Source organism: Salifodinibacter halophilus, from assembly GCA_012999515.1.
Classification (GTDB): domain Bacteria; phylum Pseudomonadota; class Gammaproteobacteria; order Nevskiales; family Salinisphaeraceae; genus Salifodinibacter; species Salifodinibacter halophilus.
Genome location: JABEEB010000001.1, coordinates 1,919,160 through 1,942,700, shown reverse-complemented (window position 1 = coordinate 1,942,700; position 23,541 = coordinate 1,919,160). Strand labels below are relative to the sequence as shown.

Below are 23,541 nucleotides of genomic sequence, written 5' to 3'. Positions count from 1 at the left end.
CCCCACGACATCGCCAGCCAGCCGGCTCCTTGCGCCGGCGTTCGAGGCGCATCTAGCGCAACCAGCGACACACCTCCATACTCGACCGTACGTTAGCCAAATGCTAGGCTCCGCGCCGTGTCTGCTCTCCGTCTACACCGATCCGGCCACTCTCGGTTCGCGAGCCGCGCGGACAACATCCGCGTTCGGCGTAAAAACACGCTTATGGCGGCCTGTGCCGGCGCCGGATTACTCGCGGCGAGCAGCAGCGTTCTCGCCGCGTCATCGGGTCAAACGCCACCCAAGCAGACGCATACCGGCAAACAGCCAGAACTTAGTCTACAGTCAGCCATAAACGACGCTCTGGCGACCAACCCCCGCACCCGATCGGCTGCAGCCGGACGCCAGGCGGCTGCGGGTCAGCGCACGCAGGCGCGCTCGGCGCTTTTGCCGCATCTATCCGGACACATCACACAGAGTCGCCAGCGCAACAATCTCAAGGCGCGCGGCCTTGATTTCGGCTCGGCTTTTTCGTCATTGCCACTGCCGCCCGGACAACAACCCTCGTTTCCTTCGACTATCACCTATGACCGCTTTCAGGCCAATCTGTCGTTGGAACAGAAAATCTTCGACTATAGCGCCTGGCAGCGCTATCACGCCGCCCAAAAAGGCGCACACGCCGCCTCCGCCCGTCTGCGTGCCGCGCGCACGAAAGTCGCGGCCCAAACCGCACGCCAGTATGTCGATGTGCTGGCCGCGAAGCAGAAAATCACGGCAGCGCAGGCGGATGCCAAACTAGCCCAAAAACTGCTCTCGCTGGCCCAAGGGCAAAAACGCGTGGGCGTGGCAACGGCGGTCGACGTCGCACGCGCTAAAACCCGCAAGGCTCGAGCCGAGACACGTCTAGCTCGGGCGCGCACGAACCGAACGCGCGCGGCCATCAAGCTGAAACGGACAATTGGCATGGATCTCAGCCAGCCCCTCGCCCTGGCCAACCAGCTAACATTTTTGCCCGTGCCGCTGGCAACTGCGGACGGCGCCGTGCAACGTGCACTCGCCAACCGTAGCGACATCACAGTGGCCAAAGACCAAGTCGCCAAAGGCAAGAAAAATTTGAGCGCGGCACGCGCCCGCCGGCTGCCGACGTTATCGGTCAAGGGCGCCTTTGGCACGGCTGGCAACACACCGACACGCAATGAAGACACAACCTATCGTATCGGCGCCCAAATCAGCGTGCCACTGTTCAATGGCGGCGCAATCTCGGGACACATCGACAGTGCAGCCGGCCAGCTAAGCCAAGATCGGGTTGAGCTGCACGACAAACAGCGCGCCGTGGCGCAAAACGTGCGCGTCGCACGCCGTACACTACAAACCCTGGCCACCGAAGTGCGCGCCGCGCGTGCCAATCTCAGCCAGGCTAATGCTGAGCTGGGACAAGCGCGCCGCCGTTTCAAAAACGGCACGCGCAATAATATCGCCGTGGTCGATGCCCAGAGCGCTTTGGCTAGCGCCCGACAGCAACGCATAAGCGCACTTGCCGATTACACGCGCGCGCGCATCAAGCGCACCGCCGCGCTCGGCCTCGCACAACGTTTCCGACTCGACGAGGCACTCACCCATGGCCAGTAATCAGGCCGACAACAACCACGCCCCGGATGACGAGCCAGCGACCACGGCACAGTCGAATGGCAAAGGCAAGCGAGCCGCCTTATTTGCGGTCGTGCTGGCCGTGGGCACCATGCTTGTCGCAGCCGCTTACTGGTATCTGACGCGCAATGAGATATCCACCGATAACGCCTTCATCAAAGCCCACATCGTTCAGATTGCGCCCCGCATCAACGGCCACGTCACCCAAGTCCTAGTCCAAGACAACGAACACGTCGAAAAAGGCCAGCCGCTTTTCAAGCTCGACCGCGAGCCCTTCCAAACCCGGCTGGACAAAGCGAAATCAGCGCTCGCCGCGGCCAAAGTCGACCGCACAGCGGCCCAGCGCGATCTGGCCCTGATCCAGGCGACGAGCCAAACCGATATCGACGCTGCCAAGGCCAGACTTGCTGCCGCCCGAGCCAAGGCCAAGCGCGCCCAGAAAAACGCGCATCGCTATCGCTCGCTCTATCAATCGAATCAGGCCTCGGCCCAACGTCGAGATAAAGCGACAACGGCCGCCAAAGTTGCTCGTCACGAGGTCGATCAGGCCCAGGCCAAGCTTGCTAAAGCCAAGGCCGCGCCCAAACAAATCGCGCTTAAAAAGGCCAAGATCGCCAGCGCCAAGGCCCGGATACAAAAAGCCAAATCAACGATACGCCAAGCCAAACTGAATCTGTCCTATACGACCGTTAAAGCCCCGCACGCCGGCCAGATCGCCAAAAAATCCATCCAGCCAGGCAGTCAATTAGGCGGTGGCCAGTCGGCAATGGCGCTGGTCCAGACCGGGCGCTGGGTGATCGCCAACTTCAAGGAAACCCAGCTCACGCAGATGCGCGTCGGCCAACCCGTGTCAGTGCACATCGATGCCTTCCCGGAGCGTGAATACGACGCGCACATCCAGTCGATCCAAGCCGGCACGGGGCCGACCTTTAGCTTGCTGCCACCGGAAAACGCGACCGGTAACTACGTTAAAGTGGTCAAACGCGTGCCGGTCAAAATCGTGTTCGACCAGCCGCAACAGATTAAGGCAAATCTGGCGCCGGGCATGTCCGTGGTGCCAACCGTGCATCTACCGTCGGATCGCGATAACAACCACTCGCACCAAAGCAGACCGACGACCGACAATAAGCAATGAGTACAGCGGCGGCCGAGGCGAACTACCCGGCCAATCGCTGGGTCATCGCGTTCGTCGTCGGTTTGGCGGCGTTCATGGAAGTGCTCGACATTTCCATCGCCAACGTCTCGCTGACCCACATCGCCGGCAGCCTGTCGGCGAGCCAGGACGAAGCAACATGGGTGCTGACATCGTATCTGGTTTCTAACGCCGTCGTCCTGCCGATTTCCGGCTGGTTTTCGCAGGTGCTCGGTCGGCGACGCTTCTTCCTATTGTCGATCGTGGTGTTTTCGATCGCTTCGCTGGCCTGTGGACTCGCACCGTCGCTGGGCTGGCTGATCTTTTTCCGCGTCTTGCAAGGCATTGGCGGCGGCGGCCTGCAACCAGTTTCACAGGCGATTCTGGCCGACTCTTTCCCGCCGCGTCAGCGTGGCATGGCCTTCGCGATCTACGGCATTGCAGTGGTGTTCGCACCCGCGATAGGCCCGACGCTCGGTGGTTACATCACCGACAATGCCAGTTGGCATTGGATCTTTTTGCTGAACGTGCCGGTCGGCATCATGCTACTGGCGTTGGCGGTGCCGCTTATCCACGATTCGGCCACTTACCAGAAAGCGCGCAAAGCCAAAATTGGGCAAGGTTTCCGGGTGGATTTTGTCGGGCTTTTTCTGCTCGCTGCGGGGCTCGGCTGTCTGCAGATCATGCTCGACCAGGGCCAACAGGACAATTGGTTCGCATCCAGCTTTATTGTCTCGATGGGCGTAATCACGGCCTCGAGCTTGACCGCGCTGGTGCTATGGGAGCCGTTTCAGCGAAACCCCATGGTCGATCTGACACTGTTTCGCTACAAGAACTTCGCGCTCGCCAACATACTCATGTTCATGTTGGGCTTCGTGCTGTTCGGTTCGACCCTTTTGATACCGCAGTTCGTCCAGCAACTTTTCGGTTATACGGCCACGCTGGCCGGCCTGGTCCTGTCCCCCGGCGGCATAGCCATTGTCCTGTTCATGCCGCTGGTTGGCTATCTGACCGGCAAAATACAGGCTCGCTGGCTGATCATGATCGGCCTGGCAACCACGTCCGTGTCCCTTTTTCACTTGGCCGGCTTTACTCTGGACGTAACCTTTAACCAGATCATGCTGGCGCGGATTTATCAGACGCTCGGCCTCGCGTTTTTATTCATCCCCATTACCGATGGCGCCTATATCGGCGTGCCATCCAACAAGACCGACGAAGTCTCGGCGATGATCAACCTATCGCGAAATATCGGCGGCAGTGTTGGTATCTCGCTAGTCACCACCTGGCTCGCCCGGCACCAGCAATCCCATCAGGAAGTACTAAGCGCACACGTAACGCCCTACGACCACGCGACACAGCAAACAGTAGACGGCCTGAGCCGCCACTTCCAACAACTGGGATCATCTACACACCACGCGACCGAGCAAGCCTATGCCGCCATTTATCAACAGGTCCAGCAACAAGCGGCAATCCTGTCGTACCTGGACGATTACTGGCTGTTGGGCATGCTAGTCGTTGTATTGATCCCGCTGGCGCTGCTTATCAAGCGTCCCGCGTAAGTTCTACTGATGCGCTCATACGCCGACATCGCCGTGACCAAAAGTCAGCGCGTAGCGCACATCGAGATCCATTCACCTATTCTCGCTAAGCGGTTCGACGAGGCTGGACTCGTCATTGCGCACGTTGTTAACGGCGGTCGAGATCGGTTGACTACGGTAGGCTCGATTCGAGCTGGTGCTAGCTAGTTGCTTCAGCTCGCTGGGACCATGCTGCCCATCGAGCCACTTGCAGGCACCTTTGGTATCGAGGACGACCGGCTGGCGCGGATGAATAGTGGCGATATCGGCCTGCGCCTGGGTGGTAACGACAGCGAATGTTGCCTGACTGGCCGCCGTTTGGCCGTGGTCGAGCTGTTTAGCTGAACTCCAGAGCCCTGCTAAAAAGAATGGCTCACCGTCCGCAGGCCGGATCAGCCAGGGTTGCTTGGTACCAGCTTCGGTTGTCTGCCACTCGTACCACCAATCGGCGGGAATAACACAGCGTTTGTTGGCAAACGCTTGGGCAAATAGCGGTTTAGTGTCAGCCGTTTCCAGGCGTGCATTGATGGGAGCAAATGTTGCATCGGGCGCGCGGGGGGATATGAATCCCCACTTCGCCGGACCCAGCCGCGTGACGCGTTCCGCCCCAGCCGACGCGCGGATTGCAATAGCCTGCCACGTGCCCGGGGCTCGGTTGTAACCCGCACCATCCGAACCAAGCCAAGCGGAAACAGCCGCGCCAATCGTACCGGCGAACCAATCGGCAGTCGTCGTACGCCCAAATCGACCACACATTGCTAGCACCTTGTTTTATCGGCGGTTTCAGGCTTGCCAAGCATCGTGTCACCCGGAGGCGACTCGAGAACCGTTGCCGCACCTTGAACCACAGGCGTATTATCTGGATCGATTCAAGTTAACGATCAGGAGCCGAGCATGGCATCAGCCAGTGCCCATCCGCAGCACGCTAACACGGTCGGAGGAGACGTCGATCCGCAAGAGACCGCCGAATGGCGCGCCTCGCTGGATTCTATTCTGGAGCGTGAAGGATCGGAGCGTGCGCGTTTCGTGATGGAAACGTTAATCGACCGGGCACGCCGCTCAGGCGCGTTCATCCCTTATTCCGCCAACACAGCCTACGTCAACACGATTCCGCGCCATATGGAAGCGCGCTCGCCGGGTGACCAGCATCTGGAATGGCGTATCCGCTCGATCATTCGCTGGAATGCGATGGCAATGGTGGTTCAGGCCGGCCAACGCCACCCCGGCGTCGAAGGCCATATCGCCAGCTTCGCCTCGGCGGCTACGCTCTACGAGGTCGGCTTCAACCATTTCTTTCGTGCGCCGACCGAGGACCATGCAGGCGACCTGGTCTTCTTCCAGGGCCACTCAGCCGAAGGCTTCTACGCGCGCTCCTATCTCGAGGGCCGGCTGACCGACGATCAGCTTTATTACTTCCGCACTGAATCCACCGGCAAAGGCCTGTCGAGCTATCCGCACCCGTGGCTGATGCCGGATTACTGGCAATTCGCCACGGTGTCGATGGGCCTTGGCCCGATGAACGCAATCTATCAAGCGCGGTTCATGCGCTATCTGCATAATCGCGGCATCCAGAACAACGACGATCGCAATGTCTGGTGTTTCCTCGGCGACGGCGAGACAGACGAACCCGAGTCCACTGGTGCGATCGGCATTGCGGCACGCGAATCTCTGGACAACCTGATATTCGTCGTCAACTGCAACTTGCAGCGCCTCGATGGCCCGGTGCGCGGCAACGACAAAATCGTCAACGAATTGGAAGGCACCTTCCGCGGCTCTGGCTGGAACGTCATCAAGGTGCTCTGGGGCTCACTCTGGGATGGCCTGTTCGCCCAGGATCACGACGGCAAGCTCGTGGAACTGATGAATGAAACAGTCGACGGCGAATATCAGGCGTTCAAGGCCAACGGCGGCGAGTACACACGCGAACATTTCTTCGGCAAATACCCCGAACTAAAAGAAATGGTGGCTTCGCTATCCGATGAGGATATTTCTCGCCTGAATCGTGGTGGACACGATCCGCACAAGGTATACGCCGCTTACCATCAAGCTGTAAACCACAAAAACGGCCGGCCGACGGTCATCCTGACCCAGACCGTAAAAGGCTACGGCATGGGCGAAGCCGGCGAAGCGCAAAACATCACGCATCAGCAGACCGAGATGCGCGAAGAAGCGCTCAAAACATTCCGAGACCGCTTCGATATCCCGATCGGCGACGACAAAATCGCCGAGGCGCCGTTCTATAAGCCGCCGGAAGACTCGGCAGAAATGCAGTATATGCACGCCCGGCGACAAGAGCTGGGTGGCTATCTGCCACAGCGGCGTCGAGACTACGAGACGCTGACCATTCCCGATCTGTCGGCCTTCGATAAACTGCTACAGGGCTCGGGCGACCGGACAATGTCCACGACCATGGTCTACGTCCGCCTGCTTCAGATTCTGGCGCGCGACAAGAACATCGGCCAGCGGGTCGTGCCGATCGTGCCCGACGAAGCGCGGACATTCGGCATGGAAGGCCTATTCCGATCGTTGGGCATTTATTCTTCGGTCGGCCAGGTCTTCTCGCCCGAAGACTCAGACAAGCTCGCTTTTTACAAAGAAGCCATCGATGGCCAGATTCTGGAAGAAGGCATTACCGAATCCGGTTCGATGGCGTCGTTTATCGCTGCCGCGACCAGCTATACGAATCACGCCACGACGATGATTCCGTTCTACAGCTACTACGCTATGTTCGGCTTCCAGCGAGCCGGCGATTTATGCTGGGCCGCTGGCGATATGCGTGCGCGCGGCTTTCTGATGGGCGGCACCGCCGGCCGCACCACGATTAACGGCGAAGGCTTACAGCATGAAGACGGCCATAACCCGCTGATGTACGATTGCGTGCCGAACTGCCGTGTCTATGACCCGACGTTTTCGTACGAGATGGCGGTCATCATCCACCGTGGTCTGCAGGAGATGTACGTCGAACATAACGACGTCTACTACTATCTCACGATGATGAACGAAAACTATGCCCACCCGCCGATGCCGGAAGGCGTAGAAGACGACATCGTGGCCGGCATGTACTGCTACGCCGAAAGCGACAAGCGCTACAAGAAGCAGGTCAACCTGCTCGGCTCAGGCACCATCCTGAACGAAGTCATCGCAGCCGCCGAAATGCTGGCATCCGAACACAACGTGGGCGCCACGATCTGGAGCGTACCCAGCTTCCCGCAGCTCCGGCGTGAGGGCCTCGAAGTGGAACGCTGGAACAGATTGCATCCGGAATCCGAGCCACGTCAGAGTTTCGTCCACCGCAAACTAGCCGACTCCGACGCCCCCGCAGTCGCGGCGACGGATTACATCCGCGCCTACTCGGATCTGATCCGGCCGTTCATGCCGGTGCCTTATCACACGCTCGGTACCGACGGCTTCGGCCGTTCGGATACGCGCGCAGCGCTTAGAGAGTTTTTCGAAGTCGATCGGCGCTGGATCACGGTCACCGCCCTCAAATCGCTCGCCGATGAAGGCCAACTCGACCGCAGTTACGTGGCCAGAGCCATCAAGGAATATAAGATCGATCCGGAAAAACCCGAACCGGTCACGCACTAACCTACAGCCATGCACGCGCCACCGAGCCGGTGGCGCCGCGAGCAAGGATACGCCGTTATGGCAACCAAACCCGTCAAGGTACCGGACATTGGTGAGTCCGACTCAGTCGAGATCATCGAAGTACTGGTCTCAGTCGGCGATACCGTCGCAGCCGAACAATCACTGATCACGCTCGAGTCTGACAAGGCTACGCTGGAAGTTCCGGCGCCTGAAGCCGGCACCATTGCTGAACTAAAAGTCAGCGAGGGTAGCACCGTTTCCGAGGGAGACGTCATCGCCGAAATGACACCGGCCGAAAGTGACAGTGCCGGCGACCATGACGCTCCAAATACCGACAGCGAAAACGCCCAGCCGGCCGACGACAGTAAGTCAGGCCCACAAGCATCGACCGATAACACCACGGACGGCGCTGATCGCGATAACGGCGCAGGCGGTGGCGGCGATGCCAGCGGCGGCCAAGCTCCGATCCAAGTGCCCGATATCGGCGACGCCGAGTCGGTCGAAGTCATTGAGGTGCTGGTTGCGACCGGGGATACGGTCGCAGCTGAACAACCGCTGATCACACTCGAGTCGGACAAGGCCACATTGGAAGTCCCGGCGCCGACCGCGGGCTCAATTGTGGCGATGACGGTCGCCGAAGGCGATACGGTTTCGGCAGGCGACGCGATCGGCACCCTCGAGCAATCGAGCAGCAATTCGGCCAGTTCGAGTCAGAGCGGCAGCACAGCGCAAACAAAACAAGAAGCGACACCAAGCCAGCCGACAGAAAACCAGGCCACTACCGACAAATCCGACGCCAACAGTGCCCAACAAGCCGGGGCATCGCGCGATATGGATTCGGGCAAAGTGAAAGCCGTCGACGAAAACGGCTTTTTGGCAGCCCACGCCTCGCCGAGTGTGCGTCGCTTCGCACGTCAGCTAGGCGCCGACCTTGGCCAAATTGCGGGAAGCGGCCGCAAAGGGCGAATCCTGCAGGAAGACGTCGAAAGCTTCGTCAAGCAGACCCTCGAAAAAGTACAAAGCGGTGGCAGCACGGGTGTTGCGGCCGGTGCAGGCCTGCCCACACAGCCGGACATCGATTTCAATCAATTCGGCGAAACCGAAACCACCGAGCTGTCGCGCATTCGCAAGATTTCGGCGAAAGCCGTCCACGACAACTGGCTGATGATCCCGCACGTCACGCAGTTCGAGTCGGCCGACATCACCGATATGGAAGCGTTCCGGCAGGCTAATAAGGACGCCGCCAAGGCTGAAGGCGTCAAACTTACCCCGCTGACTTTCCTGCTGAAAGCTGCAGCCGCTGCGCTGAAAGCTTTCCCGGACCTGAACAGCTCGCTAACCGCCGACGGCGAGCATCTAGTCCACAAAAAATACGTGAACATCGCCGTGGCCGTGGACACACCAAACGGCCTGCTGATGCCGGTCATCAAAGATGTCGATAAGAAAGGCATCTACGACATCGCCCGCGATCTGGATGATGTCTCCACCCGAGCCCGCGACGGCAAAATCCGTGGTGACGATATGAAAGGCGCGTGCTTTTCGATCTCCAGCCTCGGCGGCGTCGGTGGCCAGGCGTTCACACCAATCGTGAACAGCCCGGAAGTCGGCATCCTCGGCGTGTCCAAGCATAGCTGGCAACCAGTTTGGCAAAACGGTGAATTCGTCCCGCGGCTCATGCTGCCGTTATCGTTTTCCTACGACCATCGCGTGATCGACGGCGCCGAGGCGGCGCGCATCACCAACTTCCTCAGCCGCGCACTGGGCGATCTGCGCACATTACTGCTATAAGCGCCCCGCGGCCGATCGAGACATAACTATGGCAGACACAATCAAAGTCCCCGACATCGGCGATGCCGAGTCGGTCGAAGTCATCGAAGTCCTGGTCAGCGCCGGCGACACGATCGAGGCTGAACAGCCGCTGATCACGCTGGAGTCGGACAAGGCCACGCTGGAAGTCCCGTCCACCGCCGCCGGCAAACTTACCGAGATAAAAATCAGCGAGGGCGACACGGTCTCTGAAGGCGACGTGATCGCGACGCTGGAGGCAGCCGACGGCGACTCGGGATCCACGGATTCCGACGGCTCGGAAGAGACACCAAGTAGCGGAGCAAGTACAACTCAAGGCGGCGAGAAAGAATCAACACCCGAACCAGCACAGCCCGCGCAAGCCGGCGCCCATACGTACGACTGCGACGTGGTTGTCATCGGCTCTGGCCCGGGCGGCTACTCGGCAGCGTTCCGGGCGGCCGATCTCGGCCTCAATGTCACGCTGGTCGAACGCCACAGCACGCTCGGCGGCGTCTGCTTAAATGTCGGCTGCATTCCGTCGAAAGCCTTGCTGCATTCGGCGAAAGTCATCGAAGATGCCGCCAATATGGCCAACCACGGCGTAACCTTTGGCGCCCCGAGCATCGATCTCACCAAACTGATGGAATACAAGCAATCGGTGATCGATCAACTCACCGGCGGCCTGAAATCCATGGCCTCCAAGCGCAAGGTCAACGTCGTCACCGGCACGGCGACATTCACCGACGCGCACACACTGGCGATCGAGGGTGGCGACCAAACCAGCGAGCTGAGCTTTAATAACGCGATCATCGCCGCGGGTTCGGAGCCGGTCATGCTGCCGAATCTGCCCGACGATGCTCGCATCTGGGATTCCGAAGCCGCCCTGTCACCGGACGAAATCCCGGACTCGATGCTGCTGATCGGCGGCGGCATCATCGGCGTAGAAATCGCCAACGTCTATGCCGCCCATGGCACCACCGTCGACATCGTCGAAATGACAGACGGCCTGCTGCCCGGCGCCGACCGCGACCTGGTCAAACCGTTGCACAACCGCATGCAAGACCGCTGTGACAACATCTGGCTATCGACCAGCGTTAGCGGCGTCAAGGCCAACAAGAACGCGCTCAAAGTCAGTTTCGACGGCCAGGACGCGCCGGCAACCAAGGATTACGACCGCGTGCTGGTCGCGGCCGGCCGCAAGCCCAACGGAGCCAAAATCGGCGCCGAAGCCGCGGGCGTTGAAATCAGCGATAAAGGCTTTGTGCCCGTCGATAAACAGTGTCGTACCAATATCGACAACATCTTCGCCATCGGCGACGTGTCCGGCGAACCCCAACTCGCCCACCGCGCCAGCCATCAAGGCAAGGTCGCTGCGGAATGCTGCGCGGGTGAAAAAGCGGCGTTCGACGCCAAAGTGATTCCATCGGTGATCTACACCGACCCGGAAGTCGCCTGGACCGGCATAACCGAAACCCAGGCCAAGGAACAAGGCATCGAATACACCAAAGGTGCCTTCCCGTGGGCCGCCAACGGCCGCGCCATCGGCTTGGACGCCACCGACGGCAACACCAAAATCCTGTTCGACGCCGAAACCGGCATCGCCATCGGTGCTGGCGCGGTCGGCACCGGCGCCGGCGATCTCATCGCCGAGCTGGGCCTGGCTATCGAAATGGGCTGTGACGCCCACGACATCGGCCTGACCGTTCATCCGCACCCGACACTGGCCGAGACCGTCGGTATGGCGGCCGAAGCAGACGCCGGCACATTGACGGATCTCTATATGCCGAAAAAGAACAAGTAGGCGTTCTCGGTTTAACAATCACAAGGCTGGCGCCCGCCAGCCTTGGTGCGCGGCAGCACAACATGCCGCATCACAGCACTCTATGTCTTGAGGTCTACTCACTCGTACGAGCTTTACCCACCATGTGGACAGTGCCACTGATGGCCCTATCATCCACGCGGCGCCCAAACCACTGAGCTCATGGGATTTGCGGTCTCTTATTGGGTTTGAGCGTTTGTGGATCGAAACCGAGATTTAGCCAGTACAGGCCCGGAGCACTGATCACCGGTGGCGCAGGATGACATCAGCATAGCGGAAGGCCATGAAGCGCCGTGGACGCCGGCCGGAACCGCGTAGTTTTGCTAATTTTTGCTGCAGGACCGCGGCGGTGTTCCGTGAGTCCCTGATTTTGTGGTCGGGGTAGCAGGATTTGAACCTGCGACCTTCTGCTCCCAAAGCAGACGCGCTACCAAACTGCGCTATACCCCGTTCTATCTCGTCGCTATCGCCAAGTCGGCGAACCACTAACCGCCCGCCTATTGGTAAGCTCAGACGCAACCGCACGAACGAATGCGATTGTACGCATCGCATCGGGTATCCGTTGCCATGCGCTGCCCTAAAGCAGACGCGCCATTAAATTATGTCATACCCGAACCGATAGTAGCGTAATGATAACAAAGCAATGGCACTGGGCAGCGCCCCGCACGCGGTCCCTTACAAGCTATGCGGTGTCGCGCTTTGAATTGTGGGCTGGCAAGGGGCGTGCGAAAATTCCCTCATCCAGAACCTAAAGCTCTGCGCCCCATGGCTGCGCAAATCATCGACGGCAAGGCAATCGCCCGTGACTATCGGCGACGCGTTCGCGACCAGGTTCGAGCACGTGTCGCTGCGGGCAAACGCCGGCCGGGATTGGCCGTCATCCTGGTTGGTAGCGATCCGGCCTCGGAAATCTACGTCGGCAAAAAGCTTGAAGCTTGCCGGAAAGCCGACGTGGTCTCGCGCGAACGCTATCTAGACGCAGCCACTTCCCAGCCCCAGTTACTCGCGGAAATCGACGCTCTCAACGACGACCCAACCATCGACGGCATTCTCGTTCAACTGCCACTGCCGGACGACATCGATAGCAACACGGTGCTAGAGCGTATCCGGCCGGACAAGGACGTCGATGGTTTTCATCCTTACAACGCCGGCCGACTCGCCCAGCGCACACCCACGCTTAGCGCTTGCACACCGCTGGGTATAACCCGGCTGCTGGAAGCCGTCGACGAGCCGTTTTACGGCCGACGCGCGGTTATGATCGGCGCTTCCAACATCATCGGCCGCCCCATGGCGATGGAGCTGTTGCTAAAAGGCGCGACCATCACGGTGTGTCACCGGTTTACCCGCGATCTCGCTGACGAAGTCGCGCGCGCCGAAATCCTGGTCGTCGGTGTCGGCAAACCGAATCTGATTCGCGGCGACTGGATCCAGCCAGGGGCGACGGTGATCGACGTCGGCATGAACCGACTGGACGACGGCCGCCTGGTCGGCGATGTCGAATTCGAAACCGCAGCCGAGCGCGCCGCCTGGATCACGCCGGTACCAGGCGGTGTCGGGCCAATGACCGTCGCCATGTTGTTGGACAACACGTTACGCGCAACCGAATTACGCGAACAACAGGATCCCGCCGCGGCTGACGCCTCGTAAATCGGATCCGACTGGTTAGCGCCGTCGCCAGCGCGGGCCATCGGCGCTGTCTTCGATGGCGATACCAGCCGCAGCCAGTTCATCACGGATCGCGTCGGCGGTCTGGAAATCACGCGCGGCCCGTGCGGCTTCACGGTCGGCGAGCTTCGACTCGACTTCAGCAGCACTCGGGCCGTCAGCGCCGATATGACGCTCATCTTGGAAAAAGGCCGTCGGCGGGTGCTGCAATAGCCCGATCCGGGCGCCACACGCCGCAAGTGCCGCCGCATAATCGGCTGCGTTTCCAGTTTCGGCGTCGGCACCAGCGCGGTTGCAGGCGCGCGCCAATTCGAAACACACACTGAGCGCAGCCGGCGTATTGAAGTCGTCAGCAAGCGCACGGTCGAACGCGCTAACGAATGACATGGCGTTGTTACTGTTGTCATCACCGCCGGATGGCGCGTCGCGCAGCGCGGTATAAAGCCGACCGAGAGCTTCGCTGGCTGCGGAGAGCGCCTCCCGGCTATAGGCCAGCGGCGAGCGATAATGGGTGGCGAGCACGAAGTAACGGATCGTCTCAGCGTCGAACTCAGCCAAAACATCGCGGATGGTCCAGAAGTTGCCAAGCGATTTCGACATCTTCTCGTCATCGACCGTGACAAAACCATTGTGCATCCAGATGCCGGCATAGCCGGGCCCGAATGCACCCTCGCTTTGGGCAATTTCGTTTTCGTGATGTGGGAACTTCAGATCCAATCCACCGCCATGGATATCGAATTGTGTACCCAGGCATGACGTCGACATCGCCGAGCATTCGATATGCCACCCCGGTCGCCCCTCGCCCCAGGGCGACGCCCACGCCGGCTCGCCAGCCTTGGCGGCTTTCCAAAGCGTGAAATCCAGTGGATCGGCCTTGGATTCGTTGACTTCGACTCGCGCGCCAGCGCGCAGCTCGGCGGGGTCACGCCCCGAGAGCTGGCCATAGGCTTCGAACTGGCTGACGTCGTAGTAAACATCGCCGTTGTCGCCGACGTAGGCATTACCCGTTTCGATCAATCGTTCGATGAGCGCGATTATCTCAGCTAAAAAACCCGTCGCCGCCGGCTCGACATCCGGTGATCCGAGTCCAAGCGCGGCCTCATCGGCACGCATGGCAGCCGTGAAATAAGTTGCAATCGCTTCGGCCGACTCACCCGATTCGCTGGCGCGGGCGATAATCTTGTCGTCGATATCAGTGACATTTCGAACGTAGCGAACACTGAGTCCGCACGCCTGCAGAAATCGTGTCAGTGCATCGAACACGATCATGGCCCGCGCATGCCCGATATGGCAATAATCATAGACGGTCACGCCACATACGTAGAGTCCGACGTGTCCGGGCGTACGCGGCGTCAGCGGCTGACGTGAGCCAGTCAGGCTATTGTGTAGATAGAGAGTCGGCGCTGTAGCGTCCATGGCGTGCCGGTTGTTTGTTTCTGCGTGTAAGTTCGTTCAACTGGATTTGTCGGCAGCATCCGCCGCTGCGAAATGATCCCAGCCGACGCTACCAAGCGCAGCCGGATCGAACGGAGTGCCATCGCCAGCGCATAGCTGCAAGCCGGTATCTGCGACGATTTCACCGATTGGTGTCAAGGCACAGCCGAGTGCCGCCTGTGCCTGTTCGAAACACGCGGGCGGCAATGTCAAACACAGCTCGTAATCGTCGCCGCCAGTTGCCTGCAAGCGGCGACGGGCATCGATATCACCACCAACCCAGTTGGCCAGTGCCATCGAAAGTGGCAACGCGTCCAGATCGATGCGGGCACCAACATCGCTCGCAGCCAGGATATGCCCAAGGTCGGCGAGCAAGCCATCGGATACATCGACCGCGGCGTTCGCCACACCGGCCAACGCGGCGCCGCGACGCCAGCTCGGCCGATTCAGGCGCGACACGAGTTCGGCTTGGTCACGCGTCAACGCCCGAGTGTCGGCGTCGAGACAGGACAATCCAGCCGCGGCATCGCCGAGCGTCCCCGTCACCGCGACCATATCGCCGGCACATGCGGCGTGGCGATAAGTCGCACAGCCGGCATCGACCGTACCGACAGCCGTTACCGTGACGCTAAGCGCACCACGCGTGGTATCGCCGCCGATTAAATCGACTGCGGCACCTCCACCAGCGGCTCGCGCACCCGCAACGAATTCATCGCACCAATGCGAGTCGAGTGTCGGCACAGTCAGTGCAACAGTCACCCAGGCCGGTTCCGCGGCCATCGCGGCCAAATCCGAACAGTTGACGGCCAATGCTTTGTAGCCGACATCAAAGGCTGCGGTGCCATGCGGGAAATGGCGACCTTCGATCAATGTGTCGGTGGTGACCGCCAGCGCTTGATTACCGGGTTGGATAATAGCGGCGTCATCGCCCAGTGCAAGGCGGGTGTCGGCGCGTGTAGGAGTGAGTTGTCCTGTCAGGTGCCGGACAAATGCCAGTTCACGCACGTCGTCCCCGCGCCGCCGGATCGTGCGGGCGCAGTTCGCGCACCAGCCGGTCAGCGACCGCATTGACGAAACGATGGCCATCGGTCGCACCGAAGATCCGCGCCAACTGCGTCGCCTGATCGATAATCGCCGGATAGGGAATTTCGACGCGATGTTTCAATTCGAACGCCGCCACCAGCAAGATGGTGTACTCGATTGGGTCGAGTTGTGTCGCCGGACGATCGAGAAATTGATCAAAAATCCGCACCAGCTCAGGTGCTTGGTCGCTTACGCCGCGCACGAGCACGTCGAAATAGGCCTTCTCGATGTCGACCAATCGCCCAGCGGCGGCAAATTCGCGAATAATAGCGTCGGCCTCTCCGCCGCCCACTCGCCATTGATAGAGTGCCTGAACAGCCACTCGCCGCGCGGCACTGCGTGCGCCGCCGGCCGGCACAGACTGGTCGATTTCATCTTCGTCGGGCCGCTTTTCGCCGCCCGGCACAGTTAGCGGTTGGTCACGTATAGTCACAGTCAGCGCGCGTCGATTCGAGCCAATAGCGTTGCCATTTCCACAGCTGCACTTGCGCCTTCGGCACCCTTGTTACTGTCTTCATCATCACCCGCGCGCGCCTCGGCCTGAGCTGGATTTTCCGCGGTGATGACGCCGAAACCAACCGGGATACCGTATTCCAGCGTGGTGGTCGACAAACCCCGCGCGCACTCACCAGCAACGTAATCGAAGTGCGGCGTTTCGCCGCGGATGACCGTGCCGACGGCGACAATGCCATCGAGCCCGCCACCATCGGCCAATCGATCTGCCGCCAGCGGAATCTCGAACGCACCCGGCACACGTACCACGGTTATATCGCCATCGGCGACGCCGCAGTCGGCAAGAACCGAGGCGGCACCGCTGACCAGTCGATCGACCAGGGCCTCGTTCCAACGCGTAGCCACAATGGCATAGCGTTGGCCCGTCGCATCGAAATCACCTTGAAGCTCGCGCATATTCAGTCTCGTACTGCTATCGGGGGTATCGTAACCGATCCGCTACGCCCGCGAGTCGCCCTGGATATACTCGACCACTTCGAGCCCGAACCCTGAAATCGCTTGCAGACGCTTGGGCGCGGACAAAACACGCATCCGGCGTACGCCGAGATCGATCAGAATCTGGGCGCCTGCTCCATAGGTTCGCAGGATACTCGAATCACCGGCGTCAACGGCCTCGTCATTACCCGCCTGCTGGCCGTCTTCATTATTCAACGACTGAATGCCAGCTATCAATTCGCGCTCGGTCTCAGGCTTTCTAAGGATCACGACCACACCCGTGCCTTCGTCCGCGACTCGCGCCAGCGTATCGCGCAGCGGCCATCCAAAATCGCCGTGGCGAACACCGAGCATATCGGCAAGCGTGTTGCGGACATGCACGCGCACAAGCGTCGGTGTCTCAGCATCGATCGTGCCGCGCACCATGGCGAAATGCACAACCTGGTCGACTTCGTCTTCGAACGAATAAAGTGTGAACGGTCCGAATTCAGTTTCTACGTCGGTTTCGACGATCCGCTCGACAGTGCCCTCATTTTCGACGCGATAGCGGATCAAATCGGCGATCGTGCCGAGTTTGATGTCGTGGTCTTCGGCAAACTGCTCGAGGTCGGCGCGCCGTGCCATGCTGCCGTCTTCATTCAGGATCTCGACGATCACCGACGAATGGTCGTGGCCGGCAAGCCGCGCCATATCACAACCAGCTTCGGTGTGGCCGGCTCGGGACAGCACGCCACCGGGTTCTGACATCAGCGGAAAAATATGCCCCGGCTGCACGAGATCAGATGGTTGGGCGCCGGGCGCGACCGCCGCGCGCACAGTTTGCGCCCGATCATGCGCGGAAATACCCGTGGTCACACCCTCGGCGGCTTCGATCGATAGCGTGAAATTGGTGCTATCCCCCGACTCGCTCTCCGCGACCATCAACGGAAGGTTTAATTGGCGGCAGCGTTCGCGCGTCAGCGTCAGGCAAATCAGTCCGCGCCCGTAGTGCGCCATGAAGTTGATATCGTTGGCGTCGACGCAGTCGGCCGGCAGGATCAGATCGCCTTCGTTCTCGCGATTGGCATCATCAAGCATTACGACCATGCGCCCGTCGCGCATGTCGGCAATCACATCTTCGATTGGGCTAATTGCCATGATTTTCTACCGCCGCCAGGAATCAATTCATTGTGCTAACCCGTAAATGTTAGCACTCCGGCGACATTATCGGCGGTACGCAAGCTGCCGCGCGACATAACGCGCGATCAGATCAACCTCCAGATTCACGTCGGCGCCGGCCTCACGATCGCCCAACGCCGTCTCGGCCAGCGTATGCGGCACGATGTTGACACCGAACCAATCGTCGCCGATTTCGTTGACGGTCAGACTGATGCCATCGACACAGACCGATCCTTTCGGCGCCCAGTAGGCCGCCAGCGATGGGTCGCCGGTGATAACCAAGCGCCACGAGTCGCCATCACGCGACCACGAGTGGACACGGCCCAATCCGTCGACGTGGCCGGCGACTAGATGGCCACCGAGCGTGTCACCTACAGCCAGCGCATGTTCGAGGTTGACGCGCGCGCCGACGTCTCGGTCGCCCAGCGTCGTTAACGATGCAGTCTCGTTCGACACATCCGCCGCAAATGCGGCCTCGCCAAATTCGATCACGGTCAAACAAACGCCGTCGACAGCAATGCTCTGGCCGATCACGGCATCATCTAACGGCAGATCGCCGGTCTCTATCCATAATCGACGCTCGGCGGCATGCTTCTCGATCTCGGCGATTCGGCCGACAGCGGTGATAATGCCTGTGAACATAAATCGTTGCCGTTATTGAGGGGATGCAGTGATACGCCAATCCGACCCGACGGGATCGACGCGTTCGATTACCAAGTCGTGAGCCGCGGCCAAGCCTCCGACACCGGGCAGGTCGAGCGCACCGCGTGCTGCGCTGCCGAGTAACTTCGGCGCCATGTAAAAGACATAACCATCCACCAGCCCGGCTTCGGCCAGCGCGCCGGACAGCGTCGGCCCTGCTTCGACCAGCACGTCATTGATCGCGTAATCGGTCGCCAACGCACGCAACATAGCATCAAGATCCACACCATCAGCCTGATGTGCGACACGATGCACGTGTGCACCCGCGCGCTCGAGTTCGGCGACACGCGCCACATCGTCGGTGGCAGTGAAAATAATCGGTATGCGCTCGGGGTCGAGCAGCCGCGCATCGGATTTGACCAACAGATCACGATCAACAACCACCGGGTGCGGCTGACGCCATCCATCGCCGGGCAGACGCACCGACAGCGTCGGGTCATCGGCGACCTGAGTACCTCGCCCGACCAGCACAGCGCCGGACTCGGCGCGCAGCCGATGGCCATCGGCTCGAGCCGTGCGACCGGTCAACCACTGACTCTCGCCATTGACCGCCGCAGTACGGCCATCCAAGGTCAAGGCTAGCTTGATCCGCACCCGCGGACGGCCGGTTCGCATCCGCTGCTCGAAGCCGGGATTCAACGCCCTGCAGGCGACGTCGTCGACGCCGGCCACGGTCTCGACACCGGCATCCTCAAGCGCTTGGAGGCCACCACCGTGGACCGCTGGATTTGGGTCGAGCGCACCGACGACCACCCGGGACACCCTGGCCTCGATCAAAGCGTCGGTACATGCCGGCGTGCGCCCCTGGATTGAGCACGGTTCGAGCGTGACATACGCGGTCGCACCTTGGGTTGATGCGCCCCGATTTCGGGCATCGGCAAGTGCGGCGCGTTCGGCGTGATCATGGCCAGTCACCGCATGCCAGCCTTCACCGATCACGCGGTTTTTCCTGACCAACACGCAACCAACGCGTGGATTGGGCGGCGACGAATACCAGCCTTGGTTGGCTAGCTCGACGGCATACCCCATCCAGTACGCATCCGATGCTTGCCGGTGCGGTTTATCGGTCACGATTGCGTGTTGGCATCGCCATCGGTTTCGGTATCGTCATCATCGGTAGCAGGATTATCGATCAGCGACAACTGCCCCGGCGTCGGTGTCGACGTGGCCTCCAGTTGCGCGATCTCTTCACGGAACGCGTTGACGTCCTGGAAACGCCGATAGATCGAGGCAAAGCGTACGTAGGCGACTTGATCCAAATCACGCAGCTCGGCCATGACCCACTCGCCAAGCCGATCAGCCGGCACATCACGGTCGACATCGCCTTGCAGTCGCTGTTGGAGACGACCGATAGCCGCGTCGACGGCCTCGGTCGCCACCGGGCGTTTGTACAGCGCCTGAGTCATGCCGCGGCGGAGTTTCGTTTCGTCGAATGGCTCCGGCGTGCCGTCGCGTTTCACGATCCGCGGCAACACCAGTTCGGCCGTCTCAAACGTCGTGAAACGCGCACCACAGCCACCGCAGGCCCGGCGCCGACGCACCTGCGTGCCATCCGCAGCTAACCGCGAATCCACCACACGCGTGGTACGCCGAGCACACTGCGGGCACTGCATAACGCCGAGCCTCGCCGCCGACGGCCCTTACATCAGGCCGCGCCTCGGGCCGCCGGTGCCTGATAGACCGGCTTGCGCTGGCATAGCTCGCTAACACCACTGCGGACGCGGCTGACCACCGACTCGGTGTCGCCACCTTCGGCCAGCGCGTCCAGGATGTCACAGATCCAAGTCGCAACCTGGCGCACGTCGTCTTCGTCGAAGCCGCGCGTGGTCGCCGCCGACGTGCCGATCCGCAGCCCCGAAGTAACAAACGGCGAACGTGGGTCGCCGGGCACGGCGTTCTTGTTGGCGGTAATGTGCGCCTGACCAAGCAACGCTTCGGCGTCTTTGCCGGTAACTTCGGCCTTGGGAATTAGGCTGACCAACATCAAGTGGTTGTCGGTACCACCAGAGACCACATGCAAGCCACGCTCGACGAACACCTCGGCCATGGCACGGGCGTTGGTCACGACTTGCTTGGCGTAGGTTTTGAACTCGGGTGCCAGCGCTTCCTTGAAGGCGACCGCCTTACCGGCAATCACGTGCATCAACGGACCGCCCTGAATGCCCGGGAAAACCGCGCTATTCAGTTTCTTGTAGAGCTTGTTATCGCCAGCTGCCGACAAAATCAGTCCAGCACGCGGGCCGCCCAAGGTCTTGTGCGTAGTGGTCGTCACGACGTGGGCGTGTTGTAGTGGGCTCGGATACTCGCCCGCGGCGACCAATCCCGCGACGTGCGCCATATCGACCAGGAACCAGGCGCCGACCGAATCCGCGATCCGGCGCATGCGCGCCCAGTCGATCTGCCGGGAATATGCCGAGAAACCGCCGATCAGCATTTTCGGCTGGTGCTCGTCGGCCAGACGCTGAATCTCGTCGTAATCGAGCTGGCCGGTTTGTTCATCAATGCCGTACTGGACAGCGTTGTATTGCCGGCCCGAGAAGTTGGGCGCCGCGCCATGGGTCAGATGTCCACCGGCGTCCAGGCTCATACCGAGGACGGTGTCTCCCGGATTCACGAGCGCGAGGAATACGGCGGCGTTGGCCTGCGCCCCCGAATGCGGCTGCACGTTGGCAAAGTCGCAATCGAATAGTTCGCAGGCGCGATCGATGGCCAGTTGCTCGGCCACGTCGACATGCTCACAGCCACCGTAGAACCGTTTCCCCGGGTAGCCTTCGGCGTATTTATTCGTCAGCACTGAGCCCTGCGCTTCGAGAACGCGCGGACTCACATAATTCTCCGACGCAATCAGTTCGACGTGATCTTCTTGGCGGCGATTTTCGTCGTCAATCGCCACCTGCAGGTCCGGGTCGAATTCACGGATAGAATCCGATTGATTGAACATGGCGGAACTCCTTCTGGTTTTCTACACCCCTGGCGCTCAGCGTTAGGCACGCGAATCAACCATGAGCGTATGGAAGCCAAGCGGGTCAGTATAGCCTAAATGCGTCACCCACTCCTACCGACGCGTCATCGGCGGGCACGCCCCATGCCACTGCCCATCCAGTGACCCGCGACAACCGAGCTCAGCTACCGCCGCCAGTATCGCCCGTCGCTCCCGTACCAGAACCCCGCGCTCGCAGCCCCAATTCGCGCAGATGCGCTGGCTCCGCCAGACTCGGCGCGCCAGTCAACGGGTCGGTCGCGGTCTGTGTTTTGGGGAACGGAATGACATCGCGGATCGAATCAGCGCCAGCCAGCAACATCACAATCCGGTCCAAGCCAAATGCAATACCGCCGTGCGGTGGTGCGCCGCAAGCCAATGCTTCAAGCAGGAAGCCGAACTTTTCTTCGGCTTCGTCCTTGCCCACGCCCAGCACTTCGAACGCAGCCTGTTGCAACGCTGGGTCGTGGATACGGATGGAACCACCGCCAATCTCGTTGCCGTTCAGGACCATGTCGTAAGCCTTGGACAGCGCCTGTTCCGGTGCAGCTTTCAGCGCTTCCAGGTCATCAACCGCCGGTGCCGTGAACGGATGATGGAGTGGCTCGAACCGCCCGCTGTCGGGATCGCGTTCGAACATCGGCCAATCGACCACCCACAGCGGTGCCCAGCCGTCAGCCACACGCCCCAGATCATGACCAAGCCGCACCCGAAGTGCGCCGAGGGCATCATTGACCACATCGGCTCGGTCGGCGCCGAAAAAGATCAGATCACCGTTACCGGCGCCGGTTCGCGACAGGATACCGTCGACGGCGGCATCGGAGATAAATTTAAGAATCGGTGAAACCAGGCCATCACGACCGGCGTCGACGTCGTCGACGCGAATATAAGCCAGCCCTTTGGCACCAAAGTTACCCACAAAGGCCGTGTAGTCGTCGATCTGTTTGCGCGTCAGCTCAGCGCCACCCGGCACATTCAGGGCGGCGACACGGCCATCGCTCCGGTTGGCCGGGCCGGCAAAAACCTTGAATTCCGCATCTGCGACCAGATCGGCAACGTCGACCAGCTCTAAATCGATACGCAGGTCTGGCTTATCCGAGCCAAAACGCCGCATCGCTTCGGCATAGGTCATGCGCGGGAATGGCTCGGGCAATGACCCACTGCGCACGGCTTCGAAAACTTCACGGACCATGGCCTCATTGATGGCCATGATGTCTTCGCTATCGACGAACGAAGCCTCGATGTCGATCTGCGTAAATTCGGGCTGGCGATCGGCGCGGAGATCCTCATCACGAAAACAACGCGCGACTTGATAGTAACGGTCCACGCCCGCGGTCATCAGAAGTTGTTTAAAAAGCTGCGGCGACTGCGGCAGTGCGAAAAAATGGCCAGGCTGGGTACGACTCGGCACCAGATAATCGCGCGCACCTTCAGGCGTGGCGCGCGTCAGGATCGGCGTTTCCAGATCCATGAAACCGCGCGATTCGAGCGCATCGCGCACGGCTCGCGTCACCTGTGCTCGTAGCTGGAGGTTGGCCTGCATATGCGGCTTGCGCAGCTCGATATAGCGATAACGAAGCCGTGCCGCATCCCCCACGCCATCGGTGTCATCAAGCTGGATCGGCGGTGTTTGGGCCGTGTTTAACACCTCAAGCTCGGTCGCGGCCACTTCGATCGCACCCGACGCAAGATCGGAGTTAACGGTGCCTTCGGGGCGACTCCGCACATTGCCGGTAATCCGCAGCACATATTCGCTCCGGAGACGCTCGGCGGTCGCGAACATCTCTGGCTGATCTGGATCGAAAACGACCTGTAACAGCCCGCTTCGGTCCCGCAGATCGATAAAGATGACGCCACCGTGGTCGCGGCGGCGATGCACCCAGCCGCAGGCAGTTATAGTCTGATCGAGCGCGCCGCGGTCGACGTCGCTGTTGTAGTGGGAGCGCATCATGGCCACTCGCTTACTTTTGCTGGGTGCGACTGCGGATCAGTCGCCGGTTTTTAATAAAGGATGTCGGTCAGCGCCAAAGCACGCGACGGC

General features: G+C 60.6%; 18 protein-coding genes and 1 tRNA gene. 7 read left to right on the top strand and 12 right to left on the bottom strand.

Going from position 1 to position 23,541, the window contains the following annotated elements; translation table 11 throughout:
* The first annotated feature begins 204 nt into the window (after nucleotides 1–204).
* From HKX41_09030 to HKX41_09020, 3 genes are read left to right on the top strand one after another with little or no spacing between them, the layout of a single operon-like run.
* The gene (locus HKX41_09030; protein ID NNC24295.1) at nucleotides 205–1,608 is read left to right on the top strand and encodes a TolC family protein; all 1,404 of its coding nucleotides are present in this window, start codon (nucleotides 205–207) and stop codon (nucleotides 1,606–1,608) included.
* Nucleotides 1,598–2,761 (top strand): HlyD family secretion protein, encoded by a 1,164-nt coding sequence (locus HKX41_09025; GenBank protein NNC24294.1) that lies wholly within the window; start codon nucleotides 1,598–1,600, stop codon nucleotides 2,759–2,761. Before HKX41_09030 ends, HKX41_09025 begins: the two co-directional genes overlap by 11 nt.
* Entirely contained in the window at nucleotides 2,758–4,317 is a 1,560-nt protein-coding gene (locus HKX41_09020) for a DHA2 family efflux MFS transporter permease subunit (GenBank protein NNC24293.1), read from the top strand. Before HKX41_09025 ends, HKX41_09020 begins: the two co-directional genes overlap by 4 nt.
* A gap of 72 nt (nucleotides 4,318–4,389) precedes the next feature.
* Here HKX41_09020 and HKX41_09015 read toward each other — a convergent pair whose 3' ends face one another.
* Nucleotides 4,390–5,091 carry an SOS response-associated peptidase gene (locus HKX41_09015; GenBank protein NNC24292.1) on the bottom strand — a complete coding sequence of 234 codons (702 nt, stop codon included), beginning with the start codon at nucleotides 5,089–5,091 and terminating at the stop codon, nucleotides 4,390–4,392.
* A 138-nt stretch (nucleotides 5,092–5,229) separates the two neighbouring features.
* On the opposite strand from HKX41_09015, the gene aceE reads away from it, so the two are divergent.
* Genes aceE through lpdA form a run of 3 tightly spaced genes read left to right on the top strand, consistent with a single transcriptional unit; the run spans nucleotide 5,230 to nucleotide 11,512 of the window.
* A complete protein-coding gene (gene aceE / locus HKX41_09010; GenBank protein NNC24291.1) occupies nucleotides 5,230–7,923 on the top strand; it encodes a pyruvate dehydrogenase (acetyl-transferring), homodimeric type in 2,694 nt (897 codons plus the stop codon).
* 57 nt (nucleotides 7,924–7,980) lie between these two features.
* Nucleotides 7,981–9,711 (top strand): dihydrolipoyllysine-residue acetyltransferase, encoded by a 1,731-nt coding sequence (gene aceF / locus HKX41_09005; protein ID NNC24290.1) that lies wholly within the window; start codon nucleotides 7,981–7,983, stop codon nucleotides 9,709–9,711.
* 28 nt (nucleotides 9,712–9,739) lie between these two features.
* The gene (lpdA, locus tag HKX41_09000; protein ID NNC24289.1) at nucleotides 9,740–11,512 is read left to right on the top strand and encodes a dihydrolipoyl dehydrogenase; all 1,773 of its coding nucleotides are present in this window, start codon (nucleotides 9,740–9,742) and stop codon (nucleotides 11,510–11,512) included.
* A 391-nt stretch (nucleotides 11,513–11,903) separates the two neighbouring features.
* Here the strand turns inward: lpdA and HKX41_08995 are convergent.
* Nucleotides 11,904–11,980 (bottom strand) — tRNA-Pro (locus tag HKX41_08995).
* A 315-nt stretch (nucleotides 11,981–12,295) separates the two neighbouring features.
* Between HKX41_08995 and folD the strand changes: the two genes are divergently transcribed.
* A complete protein-coding gene (gene folD / locus HKX41_08990) occupies nucleotides 12,296–13,177 on the top strand; it encodes a bifunctional methylenetetrahydrofolate dehydrogenase/methenyltetrahydrofolate cyclohydrolase FolD (GenBank protein ID NNC24288.1) in 882 nt (293 codons plus the stop codon).
* A 15-nt stretch (nucleotides 13,178–13,192) separates the two neighbouring features.
* Here the strand turns inward: folD and HKX41_08985 are convergent, their stop codons facing one another.
* The 10 genes from HKX41_08985 to aspS form a co-directional block, all read right to left on the bottom strand.
* Nucleotides 13,193–14,611: a cysteine--tRNA ligase gene (locus HKX41_08985; GenBank protein ID NNC24287.1), complete on the bottom strand. Its 1,419-nt coding sequence runs from the start codon at nucleotides 14,609–14,611 to the stop codon at nucleotides 13,193–13,195.
* A 36-nt stretch (nucleotides 14,612–14,647) separates the two neighbouring features.
* On the bottom strand, nucleotides 14,648–15,697 hold the full coding sequence (gene thiL / locus HKX41_08980) for a thiamine-phosphate kinase (GenBank protein ID NNC24286.1): 1,050 nt from the start codon (nucleotides 15,695–15,697) through the stop codon (nucleotides 14,648–14,650).
* Nucleotides 15,627–16,145 carry a transcription antitermination factor NusB gene (nusB, locus tag HKX41_08975; protein NNC24285.1) on the bottom strand — a complete coding sequence of 173 codons (519 nt, stop codon included), beginning with the start codon at nucleotides 16,143–16,145 and terminating at the stop codon, nucleotides 15,627–15,629. Before nusB ends, thiL begins: the two co-directional genes overlap by 71 nt.
* Before the next feature lie 2 nt (nucleotides 16,146–16,147).
* Nucleotides 16,148–16,621, bottom strand: coding sequence for a 6,7-dimethyl-8-ribityllumazine synthase (locus HKX41_08970; protein NNC24284.1), 474 nt, complete (start codon nucleotides 16,619–16,621; stop codon nucleotides 16,148–16,150).
* 42 nt (nucleotides 16,622–16,663) lie between these two features.
* A complete protein-coding gene (ribB, locus tag HKX41_08965) occupies nucleotides 16,664–17,797 on the bottom strand; it encodes a 3,4-dihydroxy-2-butanone-4-phosphate synthase (GenBank protein NNC24283.1) in 1,134 nt (377 codons plus the stop codon).
* A gap of 66 nt (nucleotides 17,798–17,863) precedes the next feature.
* Complete coding sequence (locus HKX41_08960; GenBank protein ID NNC24282.1) at nucleotides 17,864–18,460, bottom strand: riboflavin synthase; 597 nt, start codon at nucleotides 18,458–18,460, stop codon at nucleotides 17,864–17,866.
* Between the two features lie 12 nt (nucleotides 18,461–18,472).
* Nucleotides 18,473–19,549 carry a bifunctional diaminohydroxyphosphoribosylaminopyrimidine deaminase/5-amino-6-(5-phosphoribosylamino)uracil reductase RibD gene (gene ribD / locus HKX41_08955; GenBank protein NNC24281.1) on the bottom strand — a complete coding sequence of 359 codons (1,077 nt, stop codon included), beginning with the start codon at nucleotides 19,547–19,549 and terminating at the stop codon, nucleotides 18,473–18,475.
* Nucleotides 19,550–19,587: 38 nt separating this feature from the next.
* Entirely contained in the window at nucleotides 19,588–20,133 is a 546-nt protein-coding gene (gene nrdR, locus HKX41_08950; GenBank protein NNC24280.1) for a transcriptional repressor NrdR, read from the bottom strand.
* 32 nt (nucleotides 20,134–20,165) lie between these two features.
* Nucleotides 20,166–21,461: a serine hydroxymethyltransferase gene (locus HKX41_08945; protein ID NNC24279.1), complete on the bottom strand. Its 1,296-nt coding sequence runs from the start codon at nucleotides 21,459–21,461 to the stop codon at nucleotides 20,166–20,168.
* A 181-nt stretch (nucleotides 21,462–21,642) separates the two neighbouring features.
* The gene (gene aspS / locus HKX41_08940) at nucleotides 21,643–23,448 is read right to left on the bottom strand and encodes an aspartate--tRNA ligase (protein NNC24278.1); all 1,806 of its coding nucleotides are present in this window, start codon (nucleotides 23,446–23,448) and stop codon (nucleotides 21,643–21,645) included.
* Nucleotides 23,449–23,541: the final 93 nt, after the last annotated feature.

Bases quoted from the DNA above. Each gene is read 5' to 3' on its own strand.
- HKX41_09030 (NNC24295.1), top strand. From the start codon at position 205: ATGGCGGCCTGTGCCGGCGCCGGATTACTCGCGGCGAGCAGCAGCGTT.
- HKX41_09025 (NNC24294.1), top strand. From the start codon at position 1,598: ATGGCCAGTAATCAGGCCGACAACAACCACGCCCCGGATGACGAGCCA.
- HKX41_09020 (NNC24293.1), top strand. From the start codon at position 2,758: ATGAGTACAGCGGCGGCCGAGGCGAACTACCCGGCCAATCGCTGGGTC.
- HKX41_09015 (NNC24292.1), bottom strand. From the start codon at position 5,091: ATGTGTGGTCGATTTGGGCGTACGACGACTGCCGATTGGTTCGCCGGT.
- aceE (NNC24291.1), top strand. From the start codon at position 5,230: ATGGCATCAGCCAGTGCCCATCCGCAGCACGCTAACACGGTCGGAGGA.
- aceF (NNC24290.1), top strand. From the start codon at position 7,981: ATGGCAACCAAACCCGTCAAGGTACCGGACATTGGTGAGTCCGACTCA.
- lpdA (NNC24289.1), top strand. From the start codon at position 9,740: ATGGCAGACACAATCAAAGTCCCCGACATCGGCGATGCCGAGTCGGTC.
- folD (NNC24288.1), top strand. From the start codon at position 12,296: ATGGCTGCGCAAATCATCGACGGCAAGGCAATCGCCCGTGACTATCGG.
- HKX41_08985 (NNC24287.1), bottom strand. From the start codon at position 14,611: ATGGACGCTACAGCGCCGACTCTCTATCTACACAATAGCCTGACTGGC.
- thiL (NNC24286.1), bottom strand. From the start codon at position 15,697: ATGCGGTCGCTGACCGGCTGGTGCGCGAACTGCGCCCGCACGATCCGG.
- HKX41_08970 (NNC24284.1), bottom strand. From the start codon at position 16,621: ATGCGCGAGCTTCAAGGTGATTTCGATGCGACGGGCCAACGCTATGCC.
- ribB (NNC24283.1), bottom strand. From the start codon at position 17,797: ATGGCAATTAGCCCAATCGAAGATGTGATTGCCGACATGCGCGACGGG.
- HKX41_08960 (NNC24282.1), bottom strand. From the start codon at position 18,460: ATGTTCACAGGCATTATCACCGCTGTCGGCCGAATCGCCGAGATCGAG.
- ribD (NNC24281.1), bottom strand. From the start codon at position 19,549: ATGGGGTATGCCGTCGAGCTAGCCAACCAAGGCTGGTATTCGTCGCCG.
- nrdR (NNC24280.1), bottom strand. From the start codon at position 20,133: ATGCAGTGCCCGCAGTGTGCTCGGCGTACCACGCGTGTGGTGGATTCG.
- HKX41_08945 (NNC24279.1), bottom strand. From the start codon at position 21,461: ATGTTCAATCAATCGGATTCTATCCGTGAATTCGACCCGGACCTGCAG.
- aspS (NNC24278.1), bottom strand. From the start codon at position 23,448: ATGCGCTCCCACTACAACAGCGACGTCGACCGCGGCGCGCTCGATCAG.